Genomic DNA, 12,783 nt, shown 5'->3' with positions numbered 1-12,783 from the left:
CAAATACAGAATAAGGCAATTAATCTGCCTTATTCATCTTCAATTGAGAGATAACTCCAAAATACATCTAACTTTTCTAACATATTTTCATAGATATCTTCTTTATTTGTTCCGATGAAAATAGCAGAAGCTTCTCCTGCAGCATTAAAAGATAGACTGATAACCTCATTGAAGTCATTGGTATAAGATTTTTGCGTTGTCAAGCTTATATCATCTTGGTATTGCCAATTTTTTAGAATATATTGAGTGGTTTCAACTGAGACAGGATCCAAAGCATTTGCATTATATTTTAAACCACCCATAGTACCATTATAAATCGCCATCAAAGTTAAAAAACCAGAACATGTGTCAATTTCATAATGCCACTCTAAGTGACCATCATCATATGCATAACCACCATATATAGGCGGGTCATCTTTCGTCAGATCTTCACGCTTAATCCCCCAAATAACAACATTCTGATTTTCTTCAAAAAAAACTAAGTACTCATGATCTATAAACTCAACACCATCTGCAAAGAGTAAGCGATTATGGCTTTGGTTAATATTTTGCTCTTGCCCAAGTGTTATGTAATAACGCTTTAATACTTCAGGCAGTTGAATCGAGAGTCGATTTTGCATTTCTTGAATCATTCCAAGACTAAAACCATGATTCTCTTTCGAATTTAATTGATATAGTTGGCTTATTTTTTCGAGATAGTTCATTGTTATATTTTCCAAATAATTCAAATTTTCAATTCATTGATAGTTAGATCAATTTTTCTATTTTACGTTAATCCTGCATTAACATGTTTTTATTTTATTTAGGTTTATGAATTTGATTATTAATCATCAACATTCAGTTTATTTAATATAATTTTGGTAATAAAAACATATCATTGCCTTTATTACCATTACGCCTCACTAGCCTTCAATAATACCCGCAAGTTTCAATTTCAATATTTCATCTTTCGTGAGAATCTGACTTAATATTTCATCAGTATGCTCCCCCAATCGTGGTGGCGCATTACGATATTCTACAGGTGTATCTGACATTTTAATTGGAGAACCAATCACTTTAAAATTCGGATTGTAGGCATGTGGAATATTTACCACCATTTGTCGATGCTGAATTTGAGGCTCATCTAGTGCATCCGCAACTGAATTAATCACACCTACAGGGACTTTCACAGCATGGATTGCATCCACCCAATGTTTAGCTGTATTGGTCTTGAAATACTCTGCCAATAAAGGCACCAATTCAGCACGATTTTTTACTCGGTCTTGATTACGAATGTAATTAGGATTCTCCAATAATTCTGACTTACCAATCGCAATACATAAGTCTTTAAATTGTTTATCATTACCGCACGCAATGATAAATTCTTTATCCTGCGCTTGAAATGTTTGATAAGGCACAATATTGGGATGATTATTCCCCATACGCTGAGGTGCAACACCAGAAGTCAGATAGTTCATACCCTGATTTGCCAATGCTGCCACTTGTACATCAAGCAAGGACATATCGATATATTGCCCTTTGCCTGTTTGATGCCGTGAAAGCAACGCAGCTTGAATCGCAATGGTTGAGTAAAGTCCTGTTTGAATATCGACAACAGCGACACCTACTTTTTGCGAACTTGCACCTAGCTCACCGTCTTTTTCACCCGTGATACTCATCAAACCTGACATACCTTGGATGATAAAATCATAACCAGGTTCTTCAGCGCGTGGTCCATCCTGACCAAAGCCAGTAATTGAGCAATAGACGAGTTTAGGATTAATTTGACTGAGCGTGTCATAATCCAAGCCATATTTTTTTAATGAGCCTGCTTTAAAATTTTCGATAACAACATCTGCTGTTTTCGCGATTTCTTGAACTATTTTTTGTCCCTCTTCTGTTGCAATATCAATCGCGACTGATGATTTATTTCGGTTTGCACATTGGTAATAGCCTGACTCACGGGTGGCTTTACCCTGTTGATCTAACATCCACGGCGGTCCCCACATACGGGTATCATCACCGACATGAGGTCGTTCAACTTTGATGACTTCTGCACCTAAGTCTGCCAGAATTTGTCCACACCATGGTCCTGCAAGTACGCGACTCAGGTCTAAAACTCGAATTCCTTGTAATGCACCCATGTTACTTCCCTTATAGATATTTAGCTTCTCTGTCCATGCTTTATTATGTTTTAACTGCATCATTTCTAAATAAAATAGACAGTTATATATTCTCAAAGTCAATTTCACAATTGTATTAACAAATTTTATGTTCAGCTTGAGAAATATGATGGATTGAATTTCTTGAAGTAAAATCAATCCAAGGATGCTCAATCATGAACATCCTTAAAGGTTTTTAATGCAATGATTTATATCAACTTAGTTACCGAAAGCTGCAATACCAGTTTGAGCACGACCAAGGATCAAAGCATGAACATCATGTGTACCTTCATAGGTATTGACCACTTCAAGATTCACTAAATGGCGTGCCACACCAAATTCATCACTGATTCCATTGCCACCCATCATGTCACGAGCAACGCGAGCAATATCTAAAGCTTTGCCACAATTATTACGCTTGATTAATGAAGTCCCTTCAACTGAAGCAATACCCTCATCTTTCATACGACCAAAACGCAATGCGATTTGTAGACCTAATGCTATCTCAGTTTGCATATCTGCCAGTTTCTTTTGGATCAATTGATTGGCAGCCAATGGACGACCAAATTGTTTACGATCCATGGTGTATTGATGTGCAGTTTGCCAACAAAACTCAGCCGCACCCATTGCACCCCAAGCAATACCATAACGCGCACTGTTTAAACAGGTAAATGGACCACGTAATCCACGGATTTCTGGGAAAGCATTTTCTTCAGGGACAAAGACATTGTCCATCACGATTTCACCTGTGATTGACGCACGTAGACCAACTTTGCCATGAATCGCAGGTGCTGATAGACCTTCCCAGCCTTTCTCTAAAATAAAGCCACGAATCTCACCAACATTGCCTTCAGCAGAAACTTCTTTCGCCCAAACTACAAATACATCGGCAATTGGACTGTTGGTAATCCACATTTTCGCGCCAGTCAAACGATAACCGCCCTCAACTTTTTTAGCGCGAGTAATCATGCTGCCAGGGTCAGAACCATGATCAGGCTCAGTTAAACCGAAGCAACCAATATATTCACCTGTTGCCAGTTTAGGTAAATACTTTTGTTTTTGTTCTTCTGAACCAAATTCATTGATCGGTACCATAACCAATGAACTTTGTACACTTGCCATTGAACGGTAACCTGAGTCCACACGTTCAACTTCACGTGCGATCAAACCATAGCTGACATAGTTTAAACCTGCACCGCCGTATTGCTCTGGAATCGTTGGACCTAATAAGCCTAACTCGCCCATTTCGCGGAAAATCGAAGCATCGGTTTTTTCATGACGGAATTGTTCTAAAACACGTGGCATGAGTTTGTCTTGTGAATAAGCAGCAGCTGCATCACGGATCATACGTTCTTCTGAAGTCAGTTGTTGTTCCAATAAAAATGGATCTTGCCAGTTAAATTGAACACGGGTTTTCTTAGTATTGACCATTTGATTCATCGCTTCCTCTGCGCATCTCGTTTTGTTGTTACATTCAATTTAAACGTGAACAATCAAGCTTTCAAACGATAAATTCGCACTCAGATATTCCATTTATGCATATCTTGTGTTTTGATTGGCTCAATAGTGAAGATGAGTTTATTTTCCTATTTTAAGATCAGACTAAAGTTCAACCCTGAGCGTAGATATTGTTTAAATATATTTTGAAGCAGTATTATTGATATAAATCATTCAACTAGAACTTCAATTTTCATTAAGATATTCAAGGAACGAATATGCGTAGAATGATTCCCTCACTACAATCACTGATCTGTTTTGAAGCAGCTGCAAAGCATTTAAGCTATACCTTTGCAGCACAAGAACTGCATCTGACCCAAAGCGCAGTATCTCGGCAAGTACAACAACTTGAAGAATTTTTAGGATTGAATTTATTTAATCGTACCCGTCACGGCGTCGAACTCACGCAAGCGGGTGAACATTATTTTAAAAATATCAAATCGCATTTATCAGGCATTGAACAAAGCACATTAGATGTGATGAGTCATAAAGGCTTAGGTGGGACGCTGAAAATTGGTGTCGTACCCACTTTTGCGACGCGTTGGCTATTACCGCGACTGTATAAATTTAATGAAATTCATCCTGAAATTACGATTCATTTGGAAACTAGCACCAAACCATTTTTATTCAGTGATCATATTTTTGATGCAGCGATCTATACAGGTACACCTGCTCAAGTTGAAAATTGGCCAAATGCAAAAACACATTATTTAATGAATGAAGATGTCGTACCTGTATGCTCAGCAGATTTAATATTTAAGCATTTTCCTGAACTCAAAGGACATTCAGGTGAATTAACGCGTAGCTTATCTGCACAGGAAATCGCGCGCCTGCCTTTATTACAACAAACCACACGCCCTTATATTTGGAAAGAATGGTTTGAAGTATCTGATCTAGATCATCCTTTTGCACTCGATGGACAACGGCACGAACTATTTTCCATGCTCGCTGTTGCAGCCATACACCACATGGGCGTTGCTTTAATTCCGCAAAAACTGCTTGAAAAAGAACTCCGTTCTGGCGAATTAATCATCGCTTCAGATATTAAGCTGAAAGGCTCTCGCGCATATTATTTTGTCTATGCTGAACAGCAACAGTCGCCACTCATTGCAAAATTTATTGAATGGCTACTGACGGAGGTTGAATTATCCCAAAACACTTTTATGAAATAAGGTTCGGAGAATTTCTTATCTAAAACTTTATTTAAAATAAAGAGGTTTAATGCAATCCGTTCAAATACAACTATCCCGTAAAGCCGATGTAACGTGAAATTTCTTGTCCACCCACAGCACCTAAACTGGCTTTATACATTGTAAATTCAGGATATGAACTGTTGCTTAATTCTTGGAAAATATTTAAGCCTTGATCATCATGTGCATGAATTTCATCCACACTACGTGACATGGTCGATTCAAACTCATCTGCAATAAACTCAAAACCTAAGTCCATCGCAATGAATAAGGTATGTTCACAAGGTTGTAAATACTGTTCCTCATTCCAATCAATCACTGCATGTTGGCAATGTGGGCATGTAACATTTTCTTGAGAATTTTCTAAGGTGATTAGTTGAAAAGCCATAAAGATTAGAACAAAATAAAATTATATTTTAAACGAGTTGGGGCAAATTAAACACTCGTTTTGGATTGCAATAAAGCAAGATTTTGAATAAATACAGAAATGAAGACAAGGATATTATGTCAACGATTGAAAAAGCGATTGCTTTAGCAGCTCGTAAACACGCAGGTCAAAAAGATAAAGGAAATCAACCTTATATTTTCCACCCTCTCAGACTGATGTTCAAAGTGAAAACACCTGATCAGCAAATCGTCGCCGTACTGCACGATATTTTAGAAGATACCGACACGACTGTGGTCGATTTGATTTCTTTAGGATTTAGCCAAGAAATTGTCGATGCGATTGTTGCATTGACAAAGAAAGAAGGTGAATCACGTATTGAAGCCGCATATCGTGCTGTTAAAAATCCAATTGCGCGTATTGTTAAATTGGCTGATGTTGCTGACAATATGGATTTAACCCGTATTCCTCACCCTATAACCAAAGACCTTTTACGTTTAGAAGAATACAGACAGGTTCAATACATTCTCATGACTGCATAAATTCACAATTAACAAATTGACTTAACGCAACAATTGAGTGTAAAAATGCCCAATTGTTGCAATTTTGGAATGTATTTTATGCTCACTGATTTGGATGATTTTTACTGTTTTGGTCTTGTTGTCGAACACGGCGGTTTTAGTGCTGCTGAACGTGCAACCGATATTCCAAAATCCAAACTCAGTCGCCGTGTATATAACTTAGAAGAAAAACTCGGTGTTCGCCTGATTCAACGCAGCTCACGACATTTTGCTGTCACTGATATTGGAATGAATATTTATCGTCATGCTCAAGTCATGATGAATGCAGCCCAATCTGCCCATGATCTTGTGGATCATTTAAGTGAACAACCACGTGGTGTCATCAAAGTCAGCGTTCCTGTTTCTGTTGCACAAAATGAGCTTTCAAAAATTTTACCTGATTTTTTAAAAGCCTATCCTGAAATTAAAGTTCAATTGATGGTCAGTAACCGTAGAATTGATATTATTAATGAAGGCTTTGATGTGGCTTTAAGGGTTCGAGCAAGTTTAGATGACGATCCAAGTTTAGTGATTCGTAAATTTGAAAATATCGAACAACATTTATTTGCAAGCCAAGCCTATTTAAATGAATTTGGAATGCTGAAAAAGCCAGATGATTTAACTGAGCATCGTATTTTAAGTATGGTCGATGAGCATTTAGATCAACAAATGATTTTACATGATGCCCAAAATCAACAAAAAAAGGTCAAAATCAATCCTATTTTAATGGGTTCTGATCTGATTATGCTGGCAAAATTAGCTGTGCAAAACTGTGGTATTGCCCTTTTACCAGACTCGGTTGCTAGTGATTATGTCTTAACCGGTGAATTGGTTCGTGTTTTACCTGACTGGAAAGCACCGCATGGGATCTTCCATGCTGTCTATCCATCTCGTCGTGGACAATTACCTGCTGTACGGGTTTTTATCGACTATTTAGTCGAACATTTAAATAAACGTTAAAATTAACGTAGAAAATAATAAGCTTACATTTGATTGATTTGTTTGTACTGACTTTATCGCCTAGCATCCAAATCAATCACTATTCTTTGATCAACACTGTAAAATATCAATATAATTCCTATTGATACATTTTTAACATTTCTGAGTGCTCAAATGACACCTTTAAATGCCAAGTCATTCATTCTCGATTTATTTTTGGCTTCTAGTGGTCAAACACTCTCGATTAAACAAATTCTCAATGCTGCAAAAATATTAGAAATTAGTGAAAATAATATTCGTGTCGCTGTGACACGTTTAAGCCATGAAAATATGATTGAATCGATATCTCGTGGTCACTATAAACTCAGTGCCAATGCTGAAAATTGGGGTTCAATTATTCTCCATCGTGATCATGCATTAAAAAATAAGCCCGATTGGAATCAACAATATATCGGTATTCTAACCACACATTTAGGTCGTACTGATCGCACGGCACTCAGCCATCGAGAAAAGATTTTAAAACATGCGGGCTTTAGAGAACTCAAAACAGGCTTTTTTATTCGACCTGATAATTTAACACTAAATTTAAATGAGCTGACTCAAAAGTTAGTGCATCAAGGATTAGAACCCGAAGCCAAATTTATGCTCATTGCTCAGTTTCCAGATAATACACAAAATAAAATCATAGACTTATGGGACACTCAGAAACTGAATCAACGCTATGAAAAATACACTCTACAGCTTCAACAGTGGCTAAATCATTACCAAGCAATGAATCAAATCGAACGAGCAAGAACATCATTTTTACTCGGTAGAGAAACCATTGCACTCATGCTCACTGATCCATTACTCCCTTCAGCTTGGGTGGATACCGTTTTAAGAACTGATTTTTTCAAGGCTGTGATTCAACTCGATCAAATCGGACAAGACACTTGGCAACAACTAAATCAAAAAGAAAACATTTAAAATCAAATGATTTAGTTTGTTAAGTTTAGAGTTTAGCGATGTTGTTTGAATCATAAATCCATTAAATATTACATTTAAAAAATAAAAATAATTGACTGTAATATTTTATACTCTACAATCATTTTAGATCCAATAAAAAGATGAAAGGACTACAAATGAATGCCCGCATCAGCGTGACAGAATTATTTTCCAGAGAAGAAATTGATGAATTAACAACACCCTCAGACCTTGGTGGTTTATGGGCTGTGGGTTCAACATGGGCGGTTATTGCAGGTACATTTGCCAGTGTTGCACTTTCTTGGGAATATCTGCCCACTTGGGGCAAGGTTTTAATGATCGCCGCTGCTTTGGCTATTTTAGCAGGTCGCCAACTGTGTTTAGCCATTTTAATGCATGATGCTTCACACCATAGTTTATTTAAAAGCAAATGGTTAAATGATGCGACAGACTGGTTATGCGCCAAACCAATTTGGAATGATCTGCATAAATATCGTGCGCATCATATGCGCCATCATGCCAAAACCTCATTACCTGAAGATCCTGATTTAAGCCTTGTAGATAACTTTCCTATTTCAAAAAAATCACTTATGCGAAAATTTAGTCGTGATCTTACAGGACTGACGGGAGTTAAATTTTTATTTGGTCGTCTACTCATGGATTTGGAGTTACTTGAATGGACGGTTGCCAATGATCAACGCAAAATTCCTGTTGGAAATCGTAATGCTTTGGACTTTGCCAAAACCTTAATCAAAAACAGCTCAGGTGCTGTCCTGACCAATGCAGCAATATATTATGCTTTGAAAAAAGCAGGACACGCCAAACTGTATTGGTTGTGGCCGATTGCCTATATCACACCATTTCCGCTTTTTATTCGTATTCGTTCAATGGCAGAACATGCAGGCATGCAGACCAGTCACAATGCATTGACCAATACCCGAACCACCAAAGCCAATCTTATTGCACGTGCCTTGGTTGCACCCATTCATGTCAATTATCACCAAGAACATCATTTGATGGCTTCTGTGCCTTATTTCAAGCTACCACGAATGCATCAATTATTGCGTAAGCGTGGTTTTGTTGAACAGCCACCCACTTATTTAGAGGTAATTAAATTGCTTTCAAATCAAAAAGCAGAACCAGTAACAACATGATCTTTTTGAAATAGGTGATATAACAGAAAATACCCCCCACCCATTGTATTTTATTTATCCAACATTCATGCTATATTTTGAATTTGTAACTTTTTCAAGATAAATATGGCTGAGCAAATTTTCGCACTGATTGATATCAATAACTGCTATGTCAGTTGCGAACGTGTGTTTAATCCTCGTCTCAACAATAAGCCTGTCGTTGTACTCAGTAACAACGATGGCTGTGTTGTCTCTCGAAGCAATGAAGCCAAAGCACTCAATATTAATATGGCTGTGCCATGGTATGAAGTCCAAGAACAAGCTGAACAAGCAGGCGTCATCGCCTATTCAAGTAACTATGCGCTTTATGCTGATTTTTCAGATCGTTTTTTTAGAACACTTGAAACATTTTTTAGAGCTGAAGATTTAGAAGCCTATTCAATTGATGAGTGTTTTATTAACTTAAGTTCTTATCGAGATTTATTCGACTTAGAAGATTATTGTCGTAAGCTCGTTCAAACCATCCAAAAATGGCTCGGTCTACCCTGTTGTATCGGCATTGGTTATAGCAAAACCCAAGCCAAACTTGCCAATCATTTTGCCAAGAAAAAACAGGGTTTTCAAAATGTATGCGACTTGACACAACTCGATCTGTGTAGTTTTGAAACCTTATTACTCAATACGAATGTTTCCGAGATTTGGGGGATTGGACGTAAAATCAGCAAACAGTTAGAAGCCTACAAGATTGAAAACTGTTATGACTTAACTTTTGCCAATGAACACCACCTTACAAGAGCATTTTCAGTACTTATTGGACGCACCATTCGTGAGCTAAAAGGTCAATCCTGTATCTCCTTGGATGACCCTGAAATTCCCTCTAAACGTATCTTATCTTCTCGTAGTTTTGCATCTGCACTCAATCAGATTGACATCATCAAACAAGCAATTATTTTCCATGTCAATCGAGCACATCAACGCCTAAGCAAACAACAGCAACTCTGTGCCGTCATTCATGTTTCTTTGTATGAAAAAATCCCCCAAGCACCCTATAAAAAATCACTTTCAACAGTCATAGGTTTAGAGTATGCAACTGATGATTTGCTCCTGCTTACACAAACTGCATTACAGCAAATCGATGTTTTATTTAAAGAAAATAAGAAATATGTAAAAGTTGCGGTGATGTTTTCTGCCTTGCACAGTAAAAGCCAACACATCAATGACTTATGGCATCCTGTTCAATTGATTCAGCAACGTGATGAACTGATGAAAACTTTAGCGCAAGTGAAAAAGCGTTATGGCTCAGACAGCGTCCAAGTCGGTTATCATTCCAAAGAAAATTCATGGAAAATGCGTCAACAAAACCTCTCTCCACGTTATACGACTCGATGGAGTGACATCTTATGTATTGATGACTCTCACATGGCTGTTACACAAAATAAATGAATAGTTTGGTCACTCCGTTTAGAATATGTCGATAACGAAACACCTTCAAAAAATGTCATATTTTAACATTGCCATTTCGCTTCAAAATTAACATGATATAGCCCATACAAGGCACAGCATTTCTGCGACAATTCAAAGAAAATATAAAGTATTTGTGGAAAAACATGCCATAATATGCAAACTTTGCAGACATCTTGCAAAGATTTTTTGCAACTTTTGAATTGGAGCAGTCTCAATGAGTTCGACCATTTTGGTCATTCACGGACCAAACTTAAACTTGCTAGGAAAGCGCGAACCTGAGGTCTATGGTCACCTCACATTGGATGACATTAACCAACAACTCAGCAACCAAGCTCAACAAGCCAATATGACTTTAGATACTTTCCAAAGCAATTGGGAAGGTGCAATCGTTGATCGTATTCACCAAGCACAGCTCGACAGCGTAAAATTTATTATTATTAATCCTGCTGCATTTACCCATACTTCTGTTGCTGTACGTGATGCGTTACTGGGCGTTGCTATTCCATTTATCGAAGTACATCTTTCAAATGTTCATGCTCGCGAAGCATTTAGACATCATTCTTATTTATCTGACAAAGCCGTAGGCGTAATTTGTGGTTTAGGTGCTCAAGGTTACTCTTTTGCATTGAATTACGCGATCGACAAAATTAAATCTTCAACCCAATCATAATTTAGGAATACAAACACATGGATATTCGCAAAATTAAAAAGCTCATCGATTTGATGATCGAATCTGACCTTCAAGCGATTGAAGTTAAAGAAGGAGATCAATCGATTGCTTTAACACGTCGTAATCCTGTGGTTGCTGGTGTCGCACCTGTTGCATTGCCTGCTGCTGAAGCGCCTGTTGTAAAAGCTGCCTCTCGTGGTGCTGTAGAAACTTCACCAATGGTTGGTGTGTTCTACTCTGCTCCAAGTCCTGGCGAAGCACCGTTTGTCAATGTTGGTCAAACTGTTTCTGCGGGTGAAACTTTAGGTATCATCGAAGCAATGAAAATCATGAACCCGATTGAAGCGACTCAAAGCGGTGTTGTTGAAGAAATTTTAGTTAAAAATGGCGATGTAATCCAATTCGGTCAACCTTTATTCCGCTATCGCGCGTAATATTTAGGGGGTTGATATGTTGCAAAAAGTTTTAATTGCAAACCGAGGTGAGATCGCGCTGCGTATCACTCGTGCTTGTAAGACTTTAGGAATCAAAACTGTCGGTATCTATTCAGATGCTGATAAAGATTTAATGCACTTACGCTTTTGTGATGAAGCTGTATGTATTGGTCCAGGTGCAAGTAGCGAAAGTTATTTGAATATCCCTGCTATCATTACTGCTGCGGAAATTACAGGCGCAGATGCAATCCATCCTGGTTATGGTTTCTTGTCTGAAAATGCTGAATTTGCCGAAATCGTAGAAAGCTCAGGTTTTATTTTCATTGGCCCACGTCCTGAACATATTCGCCTCATGGGGAATAAAGTTTCTGCGATTATGGCAATGCGTAAAGCGGGTGTACCTACCGTTCCAGGTTCTGCTCACGCAGTAACGCCAAATAATGCCTTAGCCGAAGCGAAAGAAATTGGTTTCCCTCTGATCGTCAAAGCCGCTTCTGGCGGTGGTGGTCGCGGTATGCGTATTGTTGAACGTGTCGACACTTTACTTGAATCTGTTCAAGCAGCACAACGTGATGCTGAAATGTGGTTCGGTGATGACACTGTTTATATGGAACGTTTCTTACAAAAGCCTCGCCATGTAGAAGTTCAAGTATTGGCTGATGGAAATGGCGAAGCGATTCATTTGTATGATCGTGACTGTTCATTGCAACGTCGTCATCAAAAAGTACTCGAAGAAGCTCCTGCTCCAGGCTTACCTGAAGAAGCACGTGCGCATATTTTAGAAGCATGTGTAAATGCTTGTAAATTGATGCAATATCGTGGCGCGGGTACGTTTGAATTCTTATTTGAAGATGGTGAATTCTTCTTTATTGAAATGAATACACGTGTTCAAGTTGAGCATCCTGTAACTGAACAAGTGACAGGTGTCGATATTATTGAGCAACAGTTACGTATTGCTGCGGGTCTAGGCTTAAACATCACACAAGATGAAGTTCAACTCAAAGGCCATGCGATTGAGTGCCGTATCAACGCTGAAGATCCTTCAACATTCTTACCTTCACCAGGTAAAATTGAAGCATTCTATGCGCCAGGTGGTGCAGGGATTCGTTTAGACTCTCATATCTATGAAGGCTACAACATTCCGCCATATTACGACTCAATGATTGCCAAATTGATTTCACATGGTAAAGATCGTGATACTGCGATTGCACGTATGAAGCAAGCTTTAGATGAAATGATTTTGACTGGAATTAAAACTAATATTCCATTGCATAAAGATTTGATTCTTGAAGATAAAAACTTCTGCAAACAAGCGATGGATATTCACTACCTTGAAAAACACTTGCTTAAACAAGTGCAAGGTCATGAAAATGATGCTTAATTAAAAGCATCTGTGAAATAAAAAAA

The 12,783-nt window shown here is 38.0% G+C and carries 13 protein-coding genes; 9 read left to right on the top strand and 4 right to left on the bottom strand.

Annotated features, from left to right (window positions below; genetic code table 11):
* Positions 1-29: 29 nt before the first annotated feature.
* The 3 genes from EXE09_RS11785 to EXE09_RS11775 form a co-directional block, all read right to left on the bottom strand.
* Complete coding sequence (locus EXE09_RS11785) at positions 30-704, bottom strand: hypothetical protein (RefSeq protein ID WP_130117399.1); 675 nt, start codon at positions 702-704, stop codon at positions 30-32.
* Between the two features lie 198 nt (positions 705-902).
* Complete coding sequence (locus EXE09_RS11780) at positions 903-2,123, bottom strand: CaiB/BaiF CoA transferase family protein (protein WP_130117398.1); 1,221 nt, start codon at positions 2,121-2,123, stop codon at positions 903-905.
* 237 nt (positions 2,124-2,360) lie between these two features.
* Positions 2,361-3,581, bottom strand: coding sequence for an acyl-CoA dehydrogenase (locus EXE09_RS11775; protein WP_130117397.1), 1,221 nt, complete (start codon positions 3,579-3,581; stop codon positions 2,361-2,363).
* A 275-nt stretch (positions 3,582-3,856) separates the two neighbouring features.
* Between EXE09_RS11775 and EXE09_RS11770 the strand changes: the two genes are divergently transcribed.
* Complete coding sequence (locus EXE09_RS11770) at positions 3,857-4,810, top strand: LysR substrate-binding domain-containing protein (protein ID WP_130117396.1); 954 nt, start codon at positions 3,857-3,859, stop codon at positions 4,808-4,810.
* A gap of 70 nt (positions 4,811-4,880) precedes the next feature.
* Here EXE09_RS11770 and EXE09_RS11765 read toward each other — a convergent pair whose 3' ends face one another.
* Entirely contained in the window at positions 4,881-5,216 is a 336-nt protein-coding gene (locus tag EXE09_RS11765) for a hypothetical protein (protein ID WP_130117395.1), read from the bottom strand.
* A 116-nt stretch (positions 5,217-5,332) separates the two neighbouring features.
* On the opposite strand from EXE09_RS11765, the gene EXE09_RS11760 reads away from it, so the two are divergent.
* From EXE09_RS11760 to accC, 8 genes are all read left to right on the top strand, one after another.
* Entirely contained in the window at positions 5,333-5,755 is a 423-nt protein-coding gene (locus tag EXE09_RS11760) for an HD domain-containing protein (RefSeq protein WP_130117394.1), read from the top strand.
* Between the two features lie 78 nt (positions 5,756-5,833).
* Entirely contained in the window at positions 5,834-6,733 is a 900-nt protein-coding gene (locus tag EXE09_RS11755) for a LysR family transcriptional regulator (protein WP_130117393.1), read from the top strand.
* A gap of 153 nt (positions 6,734-6,886) precedes the next feature.
* Entirely contained in the window at positions 6,887-7,678 is a 792-nt protein-coding gene (locus EXE09_RS11750) for a PaaX family transcriptional regulator C-terminal domain-containing protein (RefSeq protein WP_130117392.1), read from the top strand.
* A 155-nt stretch (positions 7,679-7,833) separates the two neighbouring features.
* On the top strand, positions 7,834-8,829 hold the full coding sequence (locus EXE09_RS11745) for a fatty acid desaturase family protein (RefSeq protein ID WP_130117391.1): 996 nt from the start codon (positions 7,834-7,836) through the stop codon (positions 8,827-8,829).
* A 105-nt stretch (positions 8,830-8,934) separates the two neighbouring features.
* Positions 8,935-10,251 (top strand): Y-family DNA polymerase, encoded by a 1,317-nt coding sequence (locus EXE09_RS11740; RefSeq protein ID WP_130117390.1) that lies wholly within the window; start codon positions 8,935-8,937, stop codon positions 10,249-10,251.
* 235 nt (positions 10,252-10,486) lie between these two features.
* Positions 10,487-10,942: a type II 3-dehydroquinate dehydratase gene (gene aroQ / locus EXE09_RS11735; RefSeq protein WP_087551806.1), complete on the top strand. Its 456-nt coding sequence runs from the start codon at positions 10,487-10,489 to the stop codon at positions 10,940-10,942.
* Positions 10,943-10,959: 17 nt separating this feature from the next.
* Positions 10,960-11,376: an acetyl-CoA carboxylase biotin carboxyl carrier protein gene (locus EXE09_RS11730; protein ID WP_068974640.1), complete on the top strand. Its 417-nt coding sequence runs from the start codon at positions 10,960-10,962 to the stop codon at positions 11,374-11,376.
* 16 nt (positions 11,377-11,392) lie between these two features.
* Entirely contained in the window at positions 11,393-12,757 is a 1,365-nt protein-coding gene (accC, locus tag EXE09_RS11725) for an acetyl-CoA carboxylase biotin carboxylase subunit (protein ID WP_068974639.1), read from the top strand.
* The last annotated feature ends 26 nt before the right edge of the window (positions 12,758-12,783 follow it).

This window comes from Acinetobacter sp. WCHAc060025 (genome assembly GCF_004209355.1).
Lineage (GTDB): Bacteria > Pseudomonadota > Gammaproteobacteria > Pseudomonadales > Moraxellaceae > Acinetobacter > Acinetobacter wuhouensis.
This window is presented reverse-complemented; position numbering and strand designations above follow the sequence as displayed.

What these genes read in the sequence shown, in the direction of transcription:
- EXE09_RS11770 (WP_130117396.1), top strand. Translation starts at nt 3,857, where the DNA reads ATGCGTAGAATGATTCCCTCACTACAATCACTGATCTGTTTTGAAGCA.
- EXE09_RS11765 (WP_130117395.1), bottom strand. Translation starts at nt 5,216, where the DNA reads ATGGCTTTTCAACTAATCACCTTAGAAAATTCTCAAGAAAATGTTACA.
- EXE09_RS11740 (WP_130117390.1), top strand. Translation starts at nt 8,935, where the DNA reads ATGGCTGAGCAAATTTTCGCACTGATTGATATCAATAACTGCTATGTC.
- EXE09_RS11760 (WP_130117394.1), top strand. Translation starts at nt 5,333, where the DNA reads ATGTCAACGATTGAAAAAGCGATTGCTTTAGCAGCTCGTAAACACGCA.
- EXE09_RS11775 (WP_130117397.1), bottom strand. Translation starts at nt 3,581, where the DNA reads ATGAATCAAATGGTCAATACTAAGAAAACCCGTGTTCAATTTAACTGG.
- EXE09_RS11750 (WP_130117392.1), top strand. Translation starts at nt 6,887, where the DNA reads ATGACACCTTTAAATGCCAAGTCATTCATTCTCGATTTATTTTTGGCT.
- EXE09_RS11785 (WP_130117399.1), bottom strand. Translation starts at nt 704, where the DNA reads ATGAACTATCTCGAAAAAATAAGCCAACTATATCAATTAAATTCGAAA.
- EXE09_RS11745 (WP_130117391.1), top strand. Translation starts at nt 7,834, where the DNA reads ATGAATGCCCGCATCAGCGTGACAGAATTATTTTCCAGAGAAGAAATT.
- EXE09_RS11755 (WP_130117393.1), top strand. Translation starts at nt 5,834, where the DNA reads ATGCTCACTGATTTGGATGATTTTTACTGTTTTGGTCTTGTTGTCGAA.
- aroQ (WP_087551806.1), top strand. Translation starts at nt 10,487, where the DNA reads ATGAGTTCGACCATTTTGGTCATTCACGGACCAAACTTAAACTTGCTA.
- accC (WP_068974639.1), top strand. Translation starts at nt 11,393, where the DNA reads ATGTTGCAAAAAGTTTTAATTGCAAACCGAGGTGAGATCGCGCTGCGT.
- EXE09_RS11730 (WP_068974640.1), top strand. Translation starts at nt 10,960, where the DNA reads ATGGATATTCGCAAAATTAAAAAGCTCATCGATTTGATGATCGAATCT.
- EXE09_RS11780 (WP_130117398.1), bottom strand. Translation starts at nt 2,123, where the DNA reads ATGGGTGCATTACAAGGAATTCGAGTTTTAGACCTGAGTCGCGTACTT.